The organism is Bacillus sp. SSR7 (genome assembly GCF_055902415.1).
The window spans coordinates 100,034-123,571 of sequence record NZ_JBVVXV010000008.1 but is presented as its reverse complement, the minus strand read 5'-3'; the positions used below and the strand labels follow the sequence as shown (position 1 = coordinate 123,571).

Below are 23,538 nucleotides of genomic sequence, written 5' to 3'. Positions count from 1 at the left end.
AGAAAGATAAAATTATCTTAATATAATTATTAAGTGTTGTCGGTATGAAGAGATAGGAGTTGTGTAAAGCTAGATTTAGATGAGTATATTTGTTGTTTACACAGAGAGTTCTTGAATAAGATAGAGTCTATAGCATGGCAAAATACGTATATGCATAATGAATGAAACCTTATAAAATCTATGTTTTTTCTTTAGTGAAATAAAGTATAATTATAAAAATATAACCAACTTTTATTACTAGGTCATAAAAGTTATTGACAATGTGGAAATTCTATTGATATGATTCATCATGTGGAAAGGTTGATAGAGAGTAAAAAGAGAAATGTTTTTCATTGATAATAAAAGCGAAAAATAAGTGACGATAGAGTGAGTATATTTTCCTTATAATAGATGCTTTTTAATCACCTAGTGAAATCAATCTGGAAGCAAGAATTGATAAATGTAAGTTGCGCAAGGCGCGGCATAAGAAAGGGGCAAAAGGATGAAGGAGCTTCATACGTTTGGGTGGTATGCAGCACGTGTATCACCACATTTGCCGAAAAAAGCATTTAAACCAGTTCCTACTCGTTTATTTGGTGGACTGGCTTATTTACTTGTGGCATTGGCGGGGTTAATATCGATTGGTGTATTTGAATTGAATGTGTGGGCTAATCTAGGAATTGCGATCGTTCTTGGATTATGTTTTGCTTCACTTGGGTTTTTAGGGCATGAAATTTTACATGGAACTGTTGTAAGAAAGGCATGGCTTCGTGATTTCTTAGGAGCGATTGCATTTATGCCATTATCAACAGGTCCTAAACTTTGGCGAAAGTGGCATAATGCAACGCATCACGTTCATACACAACATGAAGAGAATGATCCAGATGCATGGCCTACACTTGAGAAGCTTAAAAAGAGTAAGTTTTTGAGCTGGGTATATCGCATGCCTCTTCATGTACGTTCATTCTTTAGTTTTCTGTCACTAACAATTCAATTTACATTGCATTCGACTCGAATGTTCTTTCATTTTATAAAAGAGTTTAAGTCATCCAATCAAAAATCTGTATGGCTTCAACTTCTTTTGCCTTGGACTGTTTGGATTAGTTTATTGTTTATTATGGGACCTGGAAAATGGTTATTTGCATATGTGATTCCATTGTTAATTGCTAACTTTATTGTAATGGCATATATCGCAACAAATCACCGCTTAAATCCAATTGTTCCAGTAAATGATCCGTTAGCAAACTGTTTATCAGTAACAGTGCCGCGTTGGGTAGACGTTTTACATTTCAATTTCTCATATCATACAGAACATCATTTGTTCCCTGCTATGAGCTCTAAATACTACCCGTTAGTAAAAGAGAAAATTAAAGAAATGTGGCCGGAACGCTATCATGAGATGCCGATGACAAAAGCTTTGGCAGCGCTATGGAATACACCACGTGTGTATTATCAAGGAAGTGAATTAGTGGATCCGCATAGAGAGCATTTCTATGGTTCTTTAGGAAATGGGCTAGATCCTCATAATATTTCATATCGTGAGGAACATATAGACGAAGAAGAGAGTATTAAAAAAGTAAATCAGTAAAAATTGATATATGTTACAGTGAAAAAGCAAGCCATCTCAGGCTTGCTTTTTCTTATAAAGAAACTTCCTTTTTATTCTTTGTATGGACTTGGACAGAGTTAGTTTCTTTTCGTTGTAGTCGTTTTTCTAAAAGGTTAACAAGGTACGTGAATAGGAGAACAAGAACAAGATAATATAAACCAACAATTATGTATGTATCTAATTGTTGGAAGTTACCTGCAGCAATCGATAAACCTGATCCCCATAATTCGGACAATCCTACGTAAGCAACGAGGGAAGAGTCCTTTAATCCAATAATAAACTGATTTCCTAAAGGAGGAATAGATTGACGAAATGCTTGCGGTAATACAATACGGCGCATCGCTAAAGGATATGGCATACCTAGAGAGCGAGCTGCTTCCATTTGTCCACGATCGACAGATTGGATAGAGCCTCGGAAAATTTCAGTAATATATGCACCGTTGTGGATTGCTAAAGCAATGGCTCCTGCCCAAAAAGGAGTGAAAACAACAACGGATGTAATCCCAAAATAGAGAATGGCGATTTGAACAATTAAAGGTGTACCACGAATAATGGCGATGTATACGTGAGCAATACTATTTAAAACTTTATTGTTAGAGATTCGAAAGAAAGCGAATAGTAATCCAATTAGTGAACCGAGTAATAGGGATGTTAGTGTTAATTGTAATGTGACAATAGTAGCTTTTAAGAGTGTGGGATAGGTAGACATAAAAATTTCAAACATGCATTTCACCTCATATTGTATAGATTTTAGTAGAGAATGAAATGCCCCACATAAAGTGGGGCATGATTTAGGGAAACTTTGAAGGGCTAAATTACTTCGTTTTTTCCTCTTCACCAAGAATATTACGCCCAAACCATTTTTTACTGATCTTTTCATACGTACCATCTTTAATAATTTCATCTAAAGCTTTATTTACTTTCTCGACCATTTCTTTATCATCTTTACGAATAGCAATTCCCATTTCATCAAGGTTTAGTGGTTTTCCAGCTTCTTTTATATTTGATTTACCTTCTTTGATCATGCGTAAACCGACCATTTGATCAGTGATTACTGCGTCAACACGCCCAGGCTCTAAGTCCATAAGTGCAGTAATATCACTATCATATTCTGTAATTTGATCTGTATGTTTTGCAACAAGGTTTTTAAAGGTACTAGCTTTTACAACACCAATTTTCTTACCTTTCAAATCTTCTGGAGAAGAGATAGATGTATTCTTTTTAGCTACAAAAATTTGGGCACCAGAACGATAATAAGGATTTGAGAAATTAACAGCTTTTAGGCGTTCCTCTGTAATGGCCATACTTCCTAATATCACATCATATTTTTTTGATTGTAGACCTTGAATTAGCGTTTCCCACGGATTTGTAATAGGAGTGGGTTTCATATTCATTTTTTTCGCAAGTGCCTCACCAATTTCCACATCAAAACCGGCAAGCTTTCCATCATTTTCTTTATAGTTAAAAGGTTTATATAAGCCACTCATCGCATAACGAAATTCTTTTTCACCATTTGAAGAAGTAGTAGCACTTTCCTTACTACAGGCTCCTAGTATGAAGGATGTACATAATGTAATACTCGCAACAATGGTTAATAGTTTTCTTTTCATAAAACCCCTCCTATATATTGATCATACGGATGGTTTTAAGTATGTTACTAAGATATTTTATTTGGACAATTAGTTGTGCACCGTATGAATGTATTTCTTTTCGTTTGAAACAGAAGTTACATTATAAAACGTTGCGTAAAAATTGTTTTGCTCGTTCATGTGATGGAGCTGAAAAGAATTGCGCTGGCGGAGCTTCCTCTACAATTTTTCCATCATCCATAAAAATGACACGATCAGCTACATCTCTTGCGAAATTCATTTCATGAGTAACAATAACCATGGTCATTCCTTCTTCAGCAAGTTCTTTCATAACTTGCAATACCTCTCCAACAAGTTCAGGGTCTAAGGCTGAGGTAGGTTCATCAAATAGCATAATTTTAGGATTCATAGCAAGAGCTCGTGCAATCGCAATACGCTGCTTTTGACCACCTGATAGGAGGTGGGGAGTTACATCTGCTTTATCTTGTAGGCCGACTTTTTGTAAAAGCTGATTTCCGATTTCCTTTGCATTTGCAGCTTCTAATTTTTTTACATGAATAGGTGCTTCTATGATGTTTTCTAGTGAGGTCATATGGGGAAAGAGGTTAAAGTGCTGAAAAACCATACCGACATTTTCGCGGACTTTGTTTAAATTTGAATGCTTTGGATCAATTCTTTCACCTTGTAAGTGAATTTCACCTTCATTGTACATTTCTAAAAAGTTAAGACAGCGAAGTAATGTACTTTTACCGGAACCACTGGCACCAATTAAAACAACAACTTCTTTTTCTTTTACTTCTAAATCAATTCCTTTTAAAACATCAAGTGAGCCAAATGACTTTACTAGATTTCGAACCTGAATCATACAAAACCCCCAGTCAAAAATATATTTTACAAATGTTGCCCCTTATTTCTGTTATTAGTCACAAATTGTCAGAATCCTTTATTTTTTTCGGGTGATTTGATATTCAAGAGAATAATGATTTTTAAAATCCCTATATCTTTCTATAACGAAAATATGGATAATAATATATAGGTAGTACTTATATTACTTATAAAAAGGGGGAAAGAAGAGATGGAAAAAGAAAGGAAGGCATTTTCCTTTGGCTTACGTACACAACTTATGCTATTCACTACAGTTTTAGCTTTAATTACATATTCAACAAGTATATTTTTTATTTATGTGATATATGATTATTTTCAAAGTTATGTAAGTCAAACTGCATATAATATTATCGTTATGCTATTAGGGGTAGTATGGTCTGGGATTTTAGCATATGGAGCAGCCATGTTTTTAATTAAACCGCTTAGAAAGTTAGAGGAGGCGGCAAGAAAAGCGGCTGAAGGAGACATTCGTGAAGATGTTCCGTTACCGAAGACTGATGATGAAATTAAATCTTTAAGTGTTGCATTTAATATGATGCTTGGAAACTTAAGGGGCATGGTAAAAAATATTGATACAACATTTTCGTATACAAACAATCAAGTACAGCAAATTAGAAAACAAACAGGCGAAGCAACGAAACAAGCACAAGGTGTTTCTGAAACTCTTGCAGAGATTTCTTCTGGCGCTGAGCAATCAGCGGCATCAATTCAAGCGATTGTTTCCGCTGTTGATACAACAACTTCTATTGCAAGTGAAGTAGAAGAGAAAGCAAAACAGTCTGATGAGTTGTCTTCAGAAATGGTTCAAGCTTTAGGGCATAGTACTCGTGTCTTTACGTCTTTAATTCAAGGTATTCAAACATTGGCGAAAGAAAATGAAGATTCAATGCAAAATGTACAGAAGTTAGAGGAAAGAATGAAACAAGTAGAACATATTGTATCTGTTGTGAGTGAGATTGCTAGCCAAACGAATTTATTAGCACTTAATGCTTCTATTGAGGCTGCTCGTGCTGGAGAGCATGGACGGGGCTTTGCCGTTGTAGCTGAAGAAGTACGTAAACTTGCAGATGAAAGTGACCATTCTGCAAGAAATATATCGCAGTTATTACGGAATATGCAAGAGGAAGTGCAACAAGTTGCAACGAAAATGACAGAACAAGTGAAAATAGCTAAAGAAGAGGCGAAACGTGGGGAAGCTACCGAATTAATTTTAAAAGAAATGTCATCAAGTGTTATGGAAGTGGCGGATGCAACGAAGCAAATTAGTAGCTATATGAATGAACAAGTGAGTCACATTCATCAAACAGGTGCACAGACGAAGGCTGTAGCAGCAATTGCTGAAGAAACGTCAGCTGGTTCACAAGAAGTAGCACGTGTGACGTTGCAACAATCTAAAAATATGATAGCGATCGATCAATTATTAAAGGATTTAGAGAAACAAGCAACAGACTTGAAACAGACAATTGAAAGATTTTCAATGTAGAAAGGAAGAACGGTATTTTGTTCTTCCTTTTTACGTATGAAAGGGTGGGATACTTTGTTGAAAACGAAAAACATTGCAAGGATCATATATGGTTTTCACTTTACGTAATCTTTGAAAATTAGGGCCATAATAACTAGTTTGCCAATTTTTAATGTCGATATCGGGCCAATTGACATAGTCACCTAGTGTATAAGGATTTAAGCTTTCTCGTAAATCTTTAACCCAGCGTATATTTCGATTTTCTTCATCATCACATTTCCAAGAGGTAATGTATTCTTGCGCAATAATTGCTTTGCGATGGAAATAAGCTGTTTCAGTAGGAGGAATATTTTCAACAGCACCTACGAGCGATTGGTGCCAAATACTCGCATCTTTATTTGGAGCATGAGAAAGAAAATGTTGCATGATTTGAATGCCTTTAAGAGGAATAGGTTTATATACGTAGGAACCGGAGCGCTTGAAGTTTTCAGGGATGTTACCACTGTTAAAAAATTCAACAGCCTTTATATAAGGAACTTCATCTATAAAGAGAGAGGGGGTACCAGTTTCAAGAAGAGGAGATAATAAGGAATGGAGTTCAGAGGGAGAGCCAACAAATTCACCTTGTGCCTCAATTTTGTTTTGTTGTTTTGTGAATAATTCAATTGATGAAGTGAGACGTTTGTCTACATAAGGCGCCCAGTTTTGCCAAGCTTGAAAGGCAGCAATAAAATCTTCCCATTCCCATGTAATGGAGAAGATTGATACATTTTTTATAGGGTGTACGCGAAAAGTCAAAGAAGTAATAATTCCGAAGTTTCCACCACCACCACCGCGGCATGCCCAAAACAAGTTATGGTTTTCATGTTCGCTTGCACGAATGATTTTTGCTCCAAATTTACCACATGCTTGTACCATTTCGATTTCTATTAATTGATCACATGTTAATCCAAATAAGCGTGAAAGCATACCGATGCCCCCGCCAAGTGTTAATCCAACAATTCCAACGCTTGCACTTGTACCAGCCGGTATTGTCACACCATAATTCCAAAGCTCTTTATAAACAGTGCCAAGGTTTGCACCAGCTTCAATTGTTGCTGTTAATTTATCTGTATGAACAGTAATGCGATGCATTTCACTCACATCAATAATAAGTCCTCTATTTAAAAGAGAAAAATTTTCATAGCTATGACGTCCGCTTCTTAAGCGAAATGGTACATGACGCTCGCGAGCCCATTTTAAGGCGTTACATACATCAGTTTTATTTTGGCAAAAAACAATAATACAAGGGAGTTTTGGAATACTTAAATTTAAGTTCATTCGGGCTATGTCATAGTCAGGATCTGAAGGAACAACAATACGACCTGTTAATTTTGTTTGTTTCAATTTATCACTCCTTTCTAAAATAAGTAGTGCTTTTTATTAATATATGAAAAGCATATGTAACGTGCGTGGACAAGAGCAGATGAGGAATGAGATTTGCTCTTGTGAGAAATAAATAAAGCATAAGAATAAGGAATCTACATAGAGTTCAATGAAAACAGTTGCAAACTATTCATATTTTGTTATGATAGTGTTACGAAAACGTTTGCATAAAATTTCCGATGGGATGCAAAAGGAGAGAATGACTATGAATAAAACATGGTGGAAAGAAGCGGTTGCTTATCAAATTTACCCACGTAGCTTTATGGATTCAAATGGTGATGGTATTGGGGATTTACAAGGTATTATTGCAAAACTGGATTATTTAAAAGATTTAGGTATAGATGTAATTTGGATTTGTCCAATGTATAAGTCACCTAATGATGATAATGGTTATGACATTAGTGATTATCAAGATATTATGGATGAGTTTGGTACGATGGAAGACTTTGATGCTTTACTAGATGAAGTTCATAAACGTGATATGAAGCTTATTATTGATTTAGTTATTAATCATACAAGCGATGAACATCCATGGTTTATTGAGTCTCGTTCATCTAAAGACAATCCGAAGCGTGATTGGTATATTTGGCATGATGGTAAAGATGGTGCGGAACCAAACAACTGGGAAAGTATTTTTAATGGTTCGGCATGGGAATACGACGAAGTAACAGGACAATATTATTTACACTTATTCTCACGTAAACAACCAGATTTAAACTGGGAGAATAAAGAAGTTCGCGAAGTGTTATACGATACAGTTAATTGGTGGCTTGATAAAGGAATTGATGGTTTCCGTGTGGATGCGATCAGCCATATTAAAAAAGAAGATGGCTTTAAAGATATGCCAAATCCCAAAGAACTAAAGTATGTACCATCTTTTGATAAACATATGAATGTGGATGGTATTCAACCTTTATTAGAAGAGTTAAAAGAAAATACATTTTCTAAGTACGATATTATGACTGTCGGTGAAGCGAATGGTGTTAAGATTGAAGATGCTGAGCTTTGGGTTGGAGAAGAGCAAGGTAAGTTCAATATGGTATTCCAATTCGAACATTTAAGCTTATGGGATGCAGAAAAGAAGAAAGATCTTGATGTTGTAGGACTGAAAAAAGTATTAACGAAATGGCAAAAAGGCCTGGAAAATAAAGGATGGAATGCTTTATATATTGAGAATCACGATAAGCCACGTATCGTTTCAACTTGGGGAGATGATAAACAATATTGGCGTGAAAGTGCGACAGCTCTTGGAGCGATGTATTTCTTTATGCACGGTACACCGTTTATTTATCAAGGACAAGAAATTGGGATGACAAATGTTCAATTCCCAAATATTGAAGATTACGATGATGTAGCAATTAAAAATTTATATCGTGAGAAAATTGCAGAGGGTGTATCTCATCAAGATATGATGGAAATTATATGGGCTTCTTGCCGCGATAATTCACGTACACCTATGCAGTGGAACGATGAGGTGAATGCTGGCTTCACAACAGGTACAACTTGGTTTGGGATGAATCCAAACTACAAAGAAATTAATGTTGAAAAGCAAAAGAATGAAGAGAACTCTATTTTCAATTTCTATAAGAAAATGATTGCCTTGAAAAAAGAGCACGATGTACTGAATTATGGTACGTACGATTTACTTTTAGAAGATGATCCGCAAATTTATGCATATACTCGTACATTAAATGATGAAAAAATCATTGTAATTAGTAATATCTCAAAAGAGGAAGCTGTATATAATGAGGATTCATTTGCACTAGAACGCAAACGTTTGCTTTTAAATAACTATGAAGTTGCGGAACATGAACAAGTAAATTCAATCACGTTAAAGCCTTATGAAACAAGGGTTTATCGTATTTCATAATAAAAAAAGATGCTCTTAGAGCATCTTTTTTTATGAAAAATAATAAATTTCTATTGCAAAGTGAAAACGCTTTTATTAAAATAGATTTATGAAAACGGTTGCGTAAAGATAAAAATGAAGTAACATAAGGAATCGTTTTCATAACAGAAATAGAAATTATAATTTAAATCATTATGTTGTTATAAATAAAGGGGAGGAAGAACAGATGAAAATTACGTCTTTTGATTTTTGGCAAAAGTTCGGGAAAGCGTTATTAGTTGTTGTAGCTGTAATGCCAGCAGCTGGTTTAATGATTTCTATCGGTAAGTTAATTGGAATGTCTGCTGGGGATATTAACGCAGTTCATACAATCGCTCGCGTAATGGAAGACATCGGTTGGGCAATTATTACTAATCTACACATCTTATTCGCAGTAGCAATTGGGGGATCTTGGGCGAAAGATCGCGCAGGTGGTGCATTTGCAGCGCTATTAGCATTCGTCTTAACAAACAGAATTACAGGAGCTATATTTGGCGTAAACGCTGAAATGTTAGCGGATTCAAAAGCGAAAGTTTCTTCAGTATTAGCAGGGGACTTAATTGTAAAAGATTACTTTACTTCTGTACTTGGTGCACCAGCATTAAACATGGGGGTTTTCGTAGGGATTATCACAGGTTTCCTAGGAGCTACTTTATATAACAAATATTATAACTATAACAAACTGCCACAAGCATTAGCATTCTTTAACGGAAAACGATTCGTACCATTCGTTGTAATTGTTTGGTCTACAGTAACTGCAATTGTATTATCACTTTTATGGCCATTCATCCAAAGTGGATTAAATGAATTTGGTCGCTGGATTGCAGCTTCAAAAGATAGTGCACCAATTGTTGCACCATTTGTATATGGAACGTTAGAGCGTTTACTATTACCATTCGGTTTACACCATATGTTAACAATTCCGATGAACTATACAGAGCTAGGTGGAACATATACGATGTTAACTGGCTCAAAAGTTGGACAAGTTGTAGCAGGACAAGATCCTTTATGGCTTGCATGGATTACAGATTTAAATAACTTATTAGCAAATGGAGATACAAAAGCATATAACGATTTATTAAATAACGTTGTACCAGCTCGTTTCAAAGCTGGACAAGTTATCGGTTCAACAGCAGCATTAATGGGTATTGCTTTCGCGATGTTCCGTAATGTTGATAAAGAAAAACGTTCAAAATATAAACCAATGTTCTTATCAGCAGCATTAGCAGTATTTTTAACAGGTGTAACAGAACCAATTGAATTCATGTTCATGTTTATTGCTCCAGTATTATATGTTGTATATGCAATTACAACAGGACTTGCATTCGCATTAGCAGATTTAATTAACTTACGTGTTCACGCATTCGGATTTATTGAGTTAATTACTCGTACACCGATGATGGTTAATGCAGGACTTACTAGAGATTTAATCAATTTCGTTATCGTTTCATTAGTATTCTTCGGTCTGAACTTTACATTATTCAATTTCTTAATTAAAAAGTTCAACTTACCAACACCAGGACGTGCAGGTAACTATATTGATAATGAAGATGAGGCATCAGAAGGAACAGGAAATGTACAAGATGGTTCATTAGCAACAAAGGTTATTGATCTATTAGGTGGAAAAGAAAATATTGCTGACGTAGATGCTTGTATGACACGTTTACGTGTAACAGTAAAAGATTTAGATGTTGTTGCACCAGAAGCGCAGTGGAAACAAAATGGTGCTTTAGGACTGATCGTAAAAGATAAAGGTGTACAAGCGGTATATGGCCCGAAAGCTGACGTATTAAAGTCAGACATTCAAGATATGTTAGGTGCGTAATAATATGAAATTGCTAACTTTAAACTGTCACTCTTGGCAAGAAGAAAATCAAATAGAAAAGATAAAATATCTTGCTAAAGTCATTCAAGAAGAAGAGTACGATGTTATCGCATTGCAAGAAGTAAGTCAGTTGATAGGGGCTAAAAATGTATGCGGTAACAAGAAAGAAGATAATTTTGGGCTTTTACTATTAGAAGAGTTAAATGCGTTACATGTAAAAGATTACAATATTACTTGGGATTTCTCTCATATTGGTTATGATGTGTATGAAGAAGGATTAGCGATTATAACGAAGCATAATGTTGTAAAAGAAGATACATTCTTTATTTCAGAAAATAAGGATACAACGTATTGGAAAACACGCAAAATTGTAAGTGCAACAATTGCTTACAATGGGAAGAACATCACGTTTTACTCTTGCCACCTCGGTTGGTGGAATGATGAAGAAGAATCATTTAAAGATCAAGTGAATCGTTTGATGGAGCGTGTAGATAGCGATGAACTTTCCTTTTTAATGGGTGATTTTAATAATAACGCCCGTTTGCAAGGGGAGGGTTATGAATATATGATGCAAAAAGGTTTGTATGACACATATGAACTAGCAATAGAGAAGGATGAAGGAACAACTGTCCAAGGTGAGATTGCTGGTTGGGATGAAAATAAACATAATTTGCGAATCGATCTAATATTGTGTAACCGAAGTGAAAAAGTTCGTTCTTCAAAAGTTATTTTTAATGGTATAAACCGAAATGTAATTTCAGATCATTTCGGTGTAGAAGTACAAGTAGATATATAATAGAAGAAATCCTCACAGATGATAAAAAGCTGTGAGGATTTTTTTAGGAATACAAGTATTTCCAAGAGAAAATACTTGTATTTTTTATGACATTTCCTATATATTTGTTATTATTGAATGTAAAACCGATTTGGTCATTTTGTATTCATACTTTGACTTACTTCGTTATATAATGTAGTAAGTTAAAGTTAATGGGAAAAAATAGTTCGTTTTTGGTTAATCCACGGTGTAGAAAGTGATATAATTGCAAAATGTATGTATCATTTTCTAAAGAAGGAAAAATATATAATTAGGTGATAACTTCTATGAAACAAATTTGGCGTATTTATAAGACAGATTTACGGAATGTAGCTAAACATTGGGCTGCAATTGTTATTGTTGTAGGGTTAATGATTTTACCATCGTTATATGCATGGTTTAACATTAAGGCTTCTTGGGATCCATATGGAAATACAAAAGAAGTTCCCATTGCAGTTTCTAACCAAGATGCAGGCTCTAACTTAAGAGGGAAAGATATTAATATTGGGAAAGAAATTGTAGATTCCCTGAAGAAAAACAAAAATCTTGGGTGGAAATTTGTAGATGAAAAACAAGCAATTTATGGAGTTGAACGCGGGGATTACTATGCAAGCATTACAATCCCAAAAGATTTCTCTGAAAAGATTGCAACTGTTCTGGATGAAAATCCGCAGAAGCCAGAACTTGATTACTATGTAAATGAAAAGGTAAATGCGATTGCGCCGAAAATTACAGCAAAAGGTGCATCAGGTATTACAGAAGAAATTAGTAAAAACTTTGTTAAAACAGCGAACGGTGAGATTTTTAAAATCTTCAATGACCTTGGAATCGATTTAGAAACAAACTTACCAAGTATCGAGAAAGTAAAAGATCTTGTCTTTAAGCTAGAAGCGCAGTTCCCAGAAATGAATACACTGATGGATAAGGCGTTAGATGATGCGACTCGAGCAGAAGATGTTGTGAAAGTAGCGCAGAAAGAGTTGCCGGTTGTAGAGAGTGTTATTAATGATGGGCAGGATACACTTAAGAGTTTAGATGCATTCTTTGCGAGAAATGATGGAACATTGAATCGTGCTCCGGGAACTATTAAGAATAATCTAATTGCAATGCAAACAGGTTTGAATGGTGCGGCGGCGATTACGGATTTCTTAAAAAATCCATCTGTTGATTTCAATCTGGCGCTTCCAGATCCGGCTACATTCCCGGTGTTGCCTGATATAACTATTCCACAGATACCAGAACTACCGCAGGTGAATGGTCAATTGTATAAAGATATTGCTAAAAATATTGATCAAACTGTAAATAATGTATTTGGCTCAATACGTGTTGGAACAACTTATGCACAAGGAGTTATAAACGGGTTACAAAATGGTAATTTTGACCCGGAAAAAGCGAAACAAGATCTTAATAAGGTTTCTGAGAACCTTCAAGGTCGTGTGGATAGTGTTTCATATTTAATTGATGTCTTTACTAAATTTAAAGAATCTGCACCAACTGATTCTGGAAAAGACTTCTTCCAAAAACGAATAGATAAATTAACGAATCTTAAATCAGCTATAGAAAATGCAAATGGCGGCGTTAAAGATATCGCTAATATTATAGGTACAGGGCAAGAAGTGAAACAAGATGTAAGGGATGCTACTAATAAAAAGTTAGATGCAATAAATAATTTGGTAAACCAAGCGGAGGCAGATTATAATGCAACGTTCGTAGCAGATTTTGAAAAAGCGGTAAGTACGGCTGAACAATTAAAAGATAAGGCTGGAAATGCGCAACAGAATTTAAATCAAGAAATAAACAAAACTAATCAGATATTAGACAATGGTAGAGAAAAATATGATAAGGCTGTAAATGATTACAGCAGATTAAAAACGGAGCTTGGAAAAGCGAGAGAAGACTTAAATAATAAAGGTGTCAACGGACTAGATTCGACAAAAGTAGCTTTAAATGATTTAAATGGGCAGTTCAAAGCGGGGCGAAATTTAGTTAACGATATGATTCCCGTTATGGAAAATGCGAATAAAGTTTTAGCAGATGTAAATAGTGATAAGAACATGAACAACATGATTTCTAAATTGAATAAAGTTAAAGATGGTTTTCAAAAAGGAATCAATTTAACTGATAAAGGAATTGACGCTATTAATAAAGGTCAAAAACCAGCGGCAGATGTTATTGAGAGTATTAATGAAGTATCTAAAAATGTTTCGGGTCAAATAGGTGACATCTTAGCTAAATACGATTCAGAAATCGTTCCAAACTTTAATGAAGCAATTGCTCGTACAAAAGAGATGTCTAAAAACACATCTCAAATTTTAAAAGAAGCAGACAAAAAGCTTCCAGATGTTAAAAAGTTACTAGAAGATTCATCAAAAGGCTTAGTTGACGGTAAAAAGAAATTAACAGACATTAAAGCTGACATGCCGGAGACTGAGAAAAAGATTAAAGAATTGGCAGATAAAATTCGTGATTTTGAATCTGAAGAGGATTTAAAAGACATTATCCGCTTATTGAAAAACGATGTTGAGAAGCAAAGTGATTACTTTGCAAATCCAGTCAATTTAAAAGAGAATAAATTATTTGCGATGCCGAACTACGGTTCAGCAATGTCACCATTCTATACAGTGCTTGCATTATGGGTAGGCGCATTATTAATGGTTTCATTATTAACAGTAGAAGTACACGAAGAAGGCGCGAATTATAAGAGCCATGAAATTTACTTCGGACGTTTATTAACATTCTTAACGATAGGTCTTTCACAAGCGTTTATCGTATCAATGGGAGATATATTCTTACTTGGTACGTACGTAGTCGATAAGTTCTGGTTTGTGTTATTTAGTTTATTTATTGGTGGAGTCTTCGTTTGTATCGTATACTCACTCGTTTCTATTTTCGGAAACGTTGGGAAATCGATGGCGATCATTTTACTTGTACTACAAGTAGCAGGATCGGGCGGAACATTCCCAATTCAAATGACACCGGCGTTCTTCCAAGCGATTTATCCGTTCTTACCATTCACATACGCAATTAGCGCAATTCGTGAAACAGTAGGCGGAATGCTTTGGGATATTGTAACGCGAGATTTACTTGTGTTAAGTGCTTTCGTAGTAGTTATGATTGTTGCTGCGTTATTATTGAAAACACCAATTAACAAATCAAGTGAAAAATTTGTTGAGAATGCAAAAGGAAGTAAAATCATTCACTAAAATAAAAAGTTCCTACCGATAGAGGTAGGAACTTTTTTGTTTAATCAAATTTTAATTTTTTTAATGCTTCTGCGAATGGGTTGTTTAATGGTTCTTCTTCTTTGTTTTGTTGTTTCATATATTTTTGAACATCACGCTTATCAGCTTTGTTTCCAGATTCCTTTTTACGTCTTTCTTGGAATGTGGATAATTTCTCGCGATAGCCACATTTACATGCGAAGATTTGTCCTGCGCCTTCACCACGTAATTCTAACTTCTTCTTACACTGAGGGCAGCGAGCGTTTGTTGTACGAGATACGTTTTTACGATGACCACATTCACGGTCTTGGCAAACGAGCATCTTTCCTTTTTTGCCGTTTACCTCTAGCATTGGTTTCCCGCAGTCTGGACAAGACTTTGTTGAAATGTTGTCATGTTTATATTTTTTATCACTCGATTTAATTTCAGAAACAATTTCTTTCGTATAGTTCTTCATTTCTGAAATGAATACTTCTTTTTTCAGTTTACCCTTTGCAATTGCCTCTAGCTTTTGTTCCCACTCACCAGTTAGTGTAGGTGATTTTAACTCTTCTGGTACTAAATCAAGTAACTGACGGCCTTTTGAAGTAATGTGAATATCTTTACCACGTTTTTCAATTAAGAACGAATTGAATAGCTTGTCGATAATATCAGCACGCGTTGCTACAGTACCTAATCCACCAGTTGATTTTAATGTATCAGCAAGTTGTTTATTTTGCGTATCCATATATTTTGTAGGGTTTTCCATTGCTGAAAGTAAAGTAGCCTCGTTAAAACGTGCAGGTGCTTTCGTTTGGCCTGATGTTTGCATAATTAATTTTACAGTTAATGTATCGCCTTTTTCGATGCGAGGTAAAAGCTGCTCTTTAACATCATCAGTTACATCATCATCTTCAAAGCGATTTTCGTATACTTCCTTCCAGCCGGCATGTAAAATTGTTTTTCCGCGTGCAATGAATGTTTCATTACCAACCTTTGTGCGTAACGTTAGTTGTTCGTATTCGAATGCTGGGAATAAAACAGCTAAGAAGCGTTTTACAACTAAATCATAAATTTTACGTTCTTTATCTGTGAAGGCTGAGAAGTTAACGTATCCTTCTGTCGGAATAATTGCGTGGTGATCGCTTACTTTACTATCATCAACAAATGATTTATTAGCCTTGATAGGCTTTTGTAATACTTTATGTGCTAAGGAACGGTACTCTCCAACACCACATGCTTTTAGACGTTCTGGAAGTGTTCCAACGATATCAGATGAAATATAGCGCGAATCTGTACGAGGGTACGTTAGCACTTTGTGTTGCTCATATAATTTCTGCATAATGTTTAATGTTTCTTTCGCAGAGTAACCGAACTTTTTATTGGCATCACGTTGTAATTCAGTTAAATCGTAAAGACCAGGAGAAAATGATTTCTTCTGTTTTTTATCAATTTCCACAACAGTAGCATTATGTTTATCTAAAACTTTTACAATACCATCAATTTTTTCTTTATTAAAACTGCGGCTATTGCCATTTGCATCTTGCCAAGTTAGTTTTAACTGATTCGTAGTTTGCGCTTCAATGCCGTAGTAAGTTTGGGCTTTGAAGTTCTTTATTTCATCTTCACGATTAGCGATCATAGCAACAGTAGGTGTTTGTACGCGGCCGCAATTCAGCTGGGCATTAAAGCGAGTTGTTAAAGCTCGAGTTGCGTTAAGACCGATATACCAGTCAGCTTCTGAACGTGCAACTGCTGAAGCATATAAATTGTCATATGCCTTACCTGGTTTTAAATTTGCAAAACCATCTTTAATTGCTTTATCAGTAACAGATGAAATCCATAAACGTTTGATTGGTTTGTTAATTCGAACCTTATCAATAATCCAACGAGCAACTAATTCTCCTTCGCGTCCAGCGTCTGTCGCTACAATAATTTCATTTACATCTTTTCTAAGTAGCTGACTTTTTACAGCATTAAATTGTTTCCCTGTTTGTTTAATAACTGTTAATTTCAAACGCTCAGGTAGCATCGGTAAATCTTCTAAATTCCACTTTTTATATTTCACATCGTAGCTTTCTGGATCTGCTAATGTAACGAGGTGACCTAAAGCCCAAGTCACAATATATTTACTACCTTCAAGGTAGCCGTTTCCCTTTTTATCGCACTTCAGTACGCGAGCAATATCTCGTGCAACGGAAGGCTTTTCAGCGATTACAACGCTTTTTGACATATTAAAAACATCCTTTCAAATTTCCATACGTTAACTATAGCATACATCTTCTTGAGATTCAGTTTCACTCTAGATTTGAACGCTTTTTAGTGGAGTGAACAAAATCTGTTCGAAATCAAATGATATCGACAGAACATAGTATGCACCATGATGAGACTATGAAAAAAGATACTTATTTATTATGCTTATTGTTTTATCAGTTTCTTCTATATGAAATAGAAAAGTAAAGAACTTGTTATTTTACTAGAATAAGAGTAGACTTTGAAGTAGATGAATAATAAGCACATGGGAGTTTGTGGATACAAACTGAGAGTATGACTAATCCGTCATTGACCATTTGAACCTGTTGGATAATGCCAGCGTAGGGAGAAGTGTAAAAGCACATGTTCAGGCACTTTGCGTACGCGCAAAGTGCCTTTTTGTGTATCTCCCATCACTATAGTTAGGGGATGAGAAAGATGAATATGAAAGAAATTAGTAAAGTAGTGGATTTGGTGAGAGAATCTAATCCGCTCGTTCATAATATTACAAATGTTGTTGTAACGAATTTTACAGCTAACGGTTTGTTAGCGCTAGGAGCATCGCCTGTAATGGCGTATGCAAAAGAAGAAGTGGCAGAAATGGCTAGCATTGCTGGAGCGTTAGTAATAAATATGGGGACACTTCGTCCTGAAGAAGTAGAAGCGATGTTACTTGCGGGTAAATCAGCAAATGTGAACAATGTACCAGTATTGTTTGATCCAGTTGGTGCAGGAGCAACATCGTATCGAACAGAAGTTGCGAGACATATTCCAGCCGAAATCGATTTAGCAATTATTCGCGGAAATGCAGCTGAAATAGCGAACGTTATTAATGAGAGATGGGAAATTAAAGGGGTAGACGCCGGTGCTGGAAATGGAAATGTCGTAAGTATTGCAAAACAGGCAGCTGATGAATTAAATACAGTTGCGGTGATTACTGGAAAAGAAGATGTTGTTACAGATGGAGAGCGAACGATTCTTATTCAAAATGGTCACCCTATTTTAACGAAAGTTACGGGAACTGGTTGTCTACTAACTTCTGTAATAGGAGCATTTGTAGCAGTAGAAAAGGATTATGTAAAGGCAGCGGTAGCTGCATTAACGTTTTATGGTGTAGCTGCGGAACTGGCAGCTGCTAAGACAGTGGAGCAGGGACCTGGTAGTTTCCAAATTGAATTTTTAAATCAATTAGCAAATACCACTTCAGGTGATATTGAGGAGTATGGAAAGATTGAGATTATATAGTAAGGAGGGGAATTAGATGTCACGTATTACAAAGGCTGAAATGTCTAGGTTGTTATCAGTATATTTTATTATGGGAAGTAACAATTGTACGAAGAAGCCACTACAAGTATTGAGAGATGCACTTGAAGGCGGTATAACAATTTTTCAATTTCGTGAAAAGGGAGAAGGCGCTTTAACGGGAGAGAAACGCATTTGTTTCGCAAAAGAACTACAAGCAATTTGTAAGGAGTACGGTGTACCATTCATCGTAAATGATGATGTGGAACTAGCTCTTGAGTTAGATGCAGATGGCGTGCATGTTGGACAAGATGATGAAGGAATTACTTCTGTTCGTGAAAAAATGGGTGATAAAATTGTTGGTGTATCTACACATACAATTGAAGAAGCACACTGGGCAATTGAAAATGGAGCGGATTATTTAGGTGTTGGCCCTATTTTCCCAACGAGTACGAAAAAAGATACGAAAGCGGTGCAAGGAACGAAAGGTTTAGCTCACTTTAGAGAACAAGGAATTACAATGCCGATTGTTGGAATTGGTGGGATTACAATTGAGAATACAGCTTCGGTTATAGAAGCGGGTGCGGACGGTGTTTCAGTTATTTCTGCGATTAGTTTAGCGGAATCTGCGTATGAAAGTACGAAGAAGCTAGTAGAGGAAGTAAGTAAGAGTTTGTAGAAGAAGGCTATGTAGTATTAAAACGCTACATAGCTTTTTATTTTTTGATATCGGTAGTTAGAAAAAGGGGGAGGATTGTTTGAAAAGGAAACGGTTTGTAGAGTTGCAAAATGAGTTGTTTCGTTTATTCGAAAAAAGGGAATTCGAAGCGATTTATAGATGCATAGATAAAGCAAAAAGGGAGTTTCCTGAAAGAATAGAAAAAACTAGTTTTTGGGAAGCGTGTGCATTTTCGGCAGAAGGTAAGTATGAGGAAGCAATTGTTAGTTTAAACGAAGCTTTAGAAAAGGGGATTTGGTGGAATCCACATACACTTATGCAGGATGAAGATTTAAAGGGATTACGAGAGAAGACAGCTTTTAAAATGATAGTGAAAAAGTGTGAAGAAATCTTTAAGAAACAGCAGCTAACAGCTAACCCGAAGTTATTTACTTATGGAAATGAAAAAGCGAAGGCTGGACTATTTTCTTTACATTGGAGAGGATCACATATAGATGATTTTGCACCATATTGGTGTGAAGAAGAAATACTACATGAGTATATATTAGGTTTTTCCCAATCCTCACAAATACATGGAATGAAGTCGTATAGCTGGGATAATCATGAAATAGCTATAAAAGACGTTATGAAAACTTTTAATGATTTTGTAAATAAATATAACTTGGAGGACATCATCATCGCGGGAGCTTCTCAAGGGGGAAATATAGCGATAGAGTTAGCGCTAAAGAATATGTTAGCGACTCAAAAATTCATTGCAGTTATACCTGCTATTCGAGATGTTAAGGCAATTGAAAGTATAGTTGCATCAAATGATATAACGAATGTAGAAGGATATATTGTTACGGGAGACAAAGATCTATTTTACGAAAACACACTTCAATTAATGTTAATGTTCGAGGAATATAATGTGAACTGTAAATTAATTGTGAGAGAAGGTTTAGGTCATCTTTTCCCAGAGGATTTTAAACAAATATTAAAAAACATAATGGAAGAATGGACAGTTAAAAATATTTAAACAAACGTTTGATTAAAAAAGCACAAACCCTTTAAAACTTTGGGTTTGTGCTTTTTCTTTAAAACATAATTGAAATTAAGAGCATTCCAATTCCGATAGAAGTGAATGTTGCGATTAGTCCTGGAATCATAAAGCTATGATTTAAAACATATTTACCAATGCCAGTTGTACCAGTACGATCAAAGTTAATGGCAGCAACGATTGTTCCATAGTTTGGAATGAAGAAGTATCCATTTACTGCAGGGAACATCGCGATTAGTAGTGCTGGTGGAATACCGAGTGATAATCCAAGAGGCATTAAAGCGCGTACTGTTGCGGCTTGGCTATATAGTAAAATAGATAGAATGAATAATGCGATGGCAAATAGCCATGGTGCACTTGTTACTAGATGCTGAATGGATCCTTGAATCATATTTAAGTTTCCGTTAAAGAAAGTATCTCCCATCCAAGCGATCCCGAAAATAGCAACAACTGCTGTTGCCCCTGCTTTAAAGACGTTACCAGACACGATGCTTTCTACATTTGGTTTACAGAAAATAATAATAAGAGCTGCAATCGTTAACATAACCATTTCAATTGTATTTGGCATGGAAAGACGGGCTAACTTCCCATCAACTATCCATCCTGGACGAAGTGCTTCAAATGAACCGAGAAGTACGACAAGAAAAGTTCCTACTAGGAAAAGGATAACTGATAATTTAGCACCTTTTACACCAACAAATTCTTTTTTCTCTTCAATCTTAGGAATCATTCCTTCTTTTAATCGTTTTAAGTATTCAGGGTCTTCATTTAATTCTTTCCCCATTTTGCTAGCAACAAATGCAGCTACCATACAAGCGATGAAAGTAGAAGGGATACTTACTTTTAAAATATCTAATAAGGTGATTTTATAGTCAGCTAACATTGCTAAAAGTGCAACTGTTGCAGCTGATATAGGACTAGCTGTAATTGCTTGTTGGGAAGCAATTACAGCGATTGACATTGGTCGTTCCGGTCTAATTCCGGATTCGCGAGAGACTTCAGCGATAACGGGAAGTACAGAATAAGCAACGTGACCAGTTCCTGCACAGAGTGTAAATAAATAAGTAACAATTGGAGCAAAGAATGTAATACGTTTTGGATTTTTTCGTAATGCTTTCTCAGCCAGATGAACAAGGTAGTCCATTCCTCCAGCGGCTTGGAGTGCACCAGCAGCTGTAATTACTGCTAAAATCATAAGCATTACATCAATAGGAGGAGCTGTAGGTTGTAAGTGGAAGACGAAAACAAGTATTGCCATACCAACGCCACCCATTACTCCTAGACCAACTCCGCCTAGGCGTGCGCCAATAAAAATGCAGAGTAGTAACGTAAGAAATTGTAGCCAAAACATGATAAACTACCTCCGAAATTCATTAGTTAAGATATATTCGAATAATTTAATTTAAATGAAAATTAAAATAAATACTCAAAACAATCCTTGTGTTATATACATTTTTTATTATATAACACAAGAAATGTAACATTCACGTACTTTGTTAAATTATTTCGAAAAAATAATACGTTAAAAATTTACATTTATATCTCTAAATAGGTAGACATTTTAATTTTTATGTTGTAATCTTTGATAGAGAATAATTACATTCTCATAGAACTCCCATATCGTTCAACTCGTTCAGCGAGAAAGGCAAACTGATGGAAACATTAGGACGCAAAACTACAGGAGCTAAGGCCGAAAGGCTAAGCTAGCCAGTTACCGGACGGATAGGGTTGGTCTTGACCAATGCTTTTTCATTGGTCTTTTTTTTATTTGTGAACAAATGAGAAACCTTATCAGCTGTTGATAAGGTTTCTATTTTAATAGTTTTCCTTTATATTAAGTTAATTAAGAAAGGTGATGTTGATGAAAAAATATTGGCACAAGCTATCATTTCTTCAAAAGAATGTATTGTTAACTGTGCTAGTTATTTTGACGCTTGTTGGTACTATGGGAGCGTTAAGTTTTAACATGTTTCAAAATAGCATGATGTCTATATTTGAAAGGCATTCTTTTGAAACAGGAGATACGGTATTACATAAATTAGACGAAGAAATAGTGAGAGATGTTACAAAAGACCCAGTGGCACAAAGAGAAAAGAGAGAGAAGTTAACAGAGAAATTAGATGAAGCAACGGAAGAATTGAATAGCGTTGGACAAATCTATATTGTTGGAGCAAAAGAAAACGAAAAAGGTGAGTTACTAATCGTCGATTTGTCTACAGAGTTAGCAAATGTTGTTGAAGTAAGGCCGGGAGAATATTATAAACAACCAGACCTTTGGATGAAAGCATACGATAAGGTAATGAGCACGAAAAAAGCAAATATGACAGTAGTATATGAAGATCTATTAGGATCATGGGTAACGATATTAGAGCCAATTAAAGATGGAGATGGAAATATTGTGGCAATTGTTGCAGCCGATGTAGATGCTTCTATTGTTCCTATTACAAAGGAAAAGTTCATTATACAAGGTTTAATGTTTATTTGTATTTCTGTTTTAATTGCAACTGTTATTCAATTCTTAATCGTACGTAACGCACTTGCTCCATTGCGGGATTTACGTGAAGGATTGCGCAGAGTTGGTGAAGGTGATTTAAGTATTAAATTAGAGGAAAGACCAGATGATATTGGTATTATTAATGCGTATTTTAATAATACCATCGAGAAGTTTAAAGGAATTATAGATAAATTGAAGCAGACGGCAGAACAGGTTTCCTCATCTTCACAAGAATTGTCAGTGAGTACGAAAGAAAATAGCATGGCAGTCCAAGGAATCGTAAGTTCTATAGTTGAGTTAAGGGCTGGCGTTCAATTGCAAGAAACGTCAGTACCAAAGTATTTAGATATTGTATATGAAATGGAAGATAGGATGGAAGAGATAACTAATATTGCAAAACAAATGACGAAAGAGTCTGAAGGTACGAAGCATCATTCAGAAAAAGGAAATGGTATTATTGAACAGACGATGAATCAAATGAACATAATACAAAATGCAGTACAAGATTTATCTTCTATCATTTATTCTTTGGAAGTAAGATCAAAAGAAATTAGTGATATTGTAACTGTAATTACAAGTATTTCAAATCAAGCGAATTCGCTAGCTTTACATGCTACTATTGAAGCTTCACATGCTGAGGAAACTGGAGAGGGATTTGCCGTTGTTGCTGATGAAGTGCGTAAATTAGCAGAGCAGACGGAAGCATCAGCAAAAGATATAGCAAAATTAATAGGGGACACACAAGCCGAAACGGAAGAAGCTGTTGTTTCAATGCAAAAAACCTCAAAAGAAGTAGAGTCTGGAATGAAACTTGTTGAAAGTAGTGGTGCTTTCTTTGAAAAAATTTCGAAATCAGCACAAACTGTTACCAATCAAGTTGGAGTTGTTTCTAGCAATTCAAATAATATATTGCAAAATAGCCAAAATATTGTTCGTGTTGTAAATGAACTATCACTTATTGCAAATAAGTATGCGAATAGTAGTAGTAATGTTGAAAAAAGTATGAAAGAACAGGAAATGTCTGTACAGGATATTGCTGAATTAGCCAGTTCTTTAAGCTGGCTCTCACAGGAGTTACAAGAGTTAATTGGGGAATTCAAAAGTTAAATGAAATGATTATACATGCTTTTGTTTGTTCAATAAAATAAATCATGCTAC

15 protein-coding genes, 2 pseudogenes and 2 riboswitches are annotated in these 23,538 nt (G+C 35.4%); of the genes and pseudogenes, 11 read left to right on the top strand and 6 right to left on the bottom strand.

The features are described 5' to 3' along the window. Positions 1-481: 481 nt before the first annotated feature. Complete coding sequence (gene desB, locus AC0NJG_RS16150; RefSeq protein ID WP_097610076.1) at positions 482-1,567, top strand: Delta(10) desaturase DesB; 1,086 nt, start codon at positions 482-484, stop codon at positions 1,565-1,567. Positions 1,568-1,619: 52 nt separating this feature from the next. On the opposite strand, the gene AC0NJG_RS16145 is transcribed toward desB, so the two are convergent. The 3 genes from AC0NJG_RS16145 to AC0NJG_RS16135 all read right to left on the bottom strand — a co-directional run bounded on the left by AC0NJG_RS16145 (position 1,620) and on the right by AC0NJG_RS16135 (position 4,042). Beyond that, a complete protein-coding gene (locus AC0NJG_RS16145) occupies positions 1,620-2,312 on the bottom strand; it encodes an amino acid ABC transporter permease (RefSeq protein WP_087951996.1) in 693 nt (230 codons plus the stop codon). A gap of 91 nt (positions 2,313-2,403) precedes the next feature. Then, positions 2,404-3,198, bottom strand: a complete 795-nt coding sequence (locus AC0NJG_RS16140; protein ID WP_087951997.1) for an ABC transporter substrate-binding protein — start codon at positions 3,196-3,198, stop codon at positions 2,404-2,406. Between the two features lie 121 nt (positions 3,199-3,319). Beyond that, positions 3,320-4,042, bottom strand: a complete 723-nt coding sequence (locus tag AC0NJG_RS16135; RefSeq protein ID WP_087994616.1) for an amino acid ABC transporter ATP-binding protein — start codon at positions 4,040-4,042, stop codon at positions 3,320-3,322. Positions 4,043-4,252: 210 nt separating this feature from the next. Here AC0NJG_RS16135 and AC0NJG_RS16130 point away from each other — a divergent pair. Continuing rightward, positions 4,253-4,603: pseudogene (locus AC0NJG_RS16130) on the top strand (HAMP domain-containing protein); the annotation flags it as partial. Between the two features lie 369 nt (positions 4,604-4,972). Then, positions 4,973-5,545, top strand: a pseudogene (locus AC0NJG_RS16125) (methyl-accepting chemotaxis protein); the annotation flags it as partial. A gap of 30 nt (positions 5,546-5,575) precedes the next feature. On the opposite strand, the gene AC0NJG_RS16120 reads toward AC0NJG_RS16125, so the two are convergent. Further along, positions 5,576-6,910 (bottom strand): FAD-binding oxidoreductase, encoded by a 1,335-nt coding sequence (locus AC0NJG_RS16120; RefSeq protein ID WP_048553212.1) that lies wholly within the window; start codon positions 6,908-6,910, stop codon positions 5,576-5,578. 244 nt (positions 6,911-7,154) lie between these two features. On the opposite strand from AC0NJG_RS16120, the gene AC0NJG_RS16115 reads away from it, so the two are divergent. The 4 genes from AC0NJG_RS16115 (at position 7,155) to AC0NJG_RS16100 (ending at position 14,679) form a co-directional block, all read left to right on the top strand. Next, the gene (locus AC0NJG_RS16115) at positions 7,155-8,819 is read left to right on the top strand and encodes a glycoside hydrolase family 13 protein (protein WP_143880739.1); all 1,665 of its coding nucleotides are present in this window, start codon (positions 7,155-7,157) and stop codon (positions 8,817-8,819) included. A 205-nt stretch (positions 8,820-9,024) separates the two neighbouring features. Further along, entirely contained in the window at positions 9,025-10,662 is a 1,638-nt protein-coding gene (locus tag AC0NJG_RS16110; RefSeq protein WP_029437299.1) for a PTS transporter subunit IIBC, read from the top strand. 4 nt (positions 10,663-10,666) lie between these two features. Next, the gene (locus tag AC0NJG_RS16105; RefSeq protein ID WP_087952001.1) at positions 10,667-11,458 is read left to right on the top strand and encodes an endonuclease/exonuclease/phosphatase family protein; all 792 of its coding nucleotides are present in this window, start codon (positions 10,667-10,669) and stop codon (positions 11,456-11,458) included. Positions 11,459-11,763: 305 nt separating this feature from the next. Next, positions 11,764-14,679 carry a YhgE/Pip domain-containing protein gene (locus AC0NJG_RS16100; RefSeq protein ID WP_087952002.1) on the top strand — a complete coding sequence of 972 codons (2,916 nt, stop codon included), beginning with the start codon at positions 11,764-11,766 and terminating at the stop codon, positions 14,677-14,679. A 40-nt stretch (positions 14,680-14,719) separates the two neighbouring features. Here the strand turns inward: AC0NJG_RS16100 and topB are convergent, their stop codons facing one another. Beyond that, positions 14,720-16,909, bottom strand: a complete 2,190-nt coding sequence (topB, locus tag AC0NJG_RS16095) for a DNA topoisomerase III (protein WP_071716475.1) — start codon at positions 16,907-16,909, stop codon at positions 14,720-14,722. Positions 16,910-17,184: 275 nt separating this feature from the next. Continuing rightward, positions 17,185-17,294, top strand: a riboswitch (TPP riboswitch). A 64-nt stretch (positions 17,295-17,358) separates the two neighbouring features. Between topB and thiM the strand changes: the two genes are divergently transcribed. The 3 genes from thiM to AC0NJG_RS16080 all read left to right on the top strand — a co-directional run bounded on the left by thiM (position 17,359) and on the right by AC0NJG_RS16080 (position 19,865). Beyond that, positions 17,359-18,174 carry a hydroxyethylthiazole kinase gene (gene thiM / locus AC0NJG_RS16090; protein WP_372514557.1) on the top strand — a complete coding sequence of 272 codons (816 nt, stop codon included), beginning with the start codon at positions 17,359-17,361 and terminating at the stop codon, positions 18,172-18,174. Between the two features lie 16 nt (positions 18,175-18,190). After that, the gene (thiE, locus tag AC0NJG_RS16085; protein ID WP_087952004.1) at positions 18,191-18,850 is read left to right on the top strand and encodes a thiamine phosphate synthase; all 660 of its coding nucleotides are present in this window, start codon (positions 18,191-18,193) and stop codon (positions 18,848-18,850) included. Between the two features lie 79 nt (positions 18,851-18,929). Next, the gene (locus tag AC0NJG_RS16080; protein ID WP_474063217.1) at positions 18,930-19,865 is read left to right on the top strand and encodes an alpha/beta hydrolase; all 936 of its coding nucleotides are present in this window, start codon (positions 18,930-18,932) and stop codon (positions 19,863-19,865) included. A 58-nt stretch (positions 19,866-19,923) separates the two neighbouring features. Here AC0NJG_RS16080 and AC0NJG_RS16075 read toward each other — a convergent pair whose 3' ends face one another. After that, entirely contained in the window at positions 19,924-21,237 is a 1,314-nt protein-coding gene (locus tag AC0NJG_RS16075; RefSeq protein WP_000498715.1) for an anaerobic C4-dicarboxylate transporter family protein, read from the bottom strand. A gap of 283 nt (positions 21,238-21,520) precedes the next feature. After that, positions 21,521-21,605, top strand: a riboswitch (cyclic di-GMP riboswitch). Between the two features lie 142 nt (positions 21,606-21,747). Between AC0NJG_RS16075 and AC0NJG_RS16070 the strand changes: the two genes are divergently transcribed. Next, positions 21,748-23,487, top strand: coding sequence for a methyl-accepting chemotaxis protein (locus tag AC0NJG_RS16070; RefSeq protein ID WP_429680540.1), 1,740 nt, complete (start codon positions 21,748-21,750; stop codon positions 23,485-23,487). The last annotated feature ends 51 nt before the right edge of the window (positions 23,488-23,538 follow it).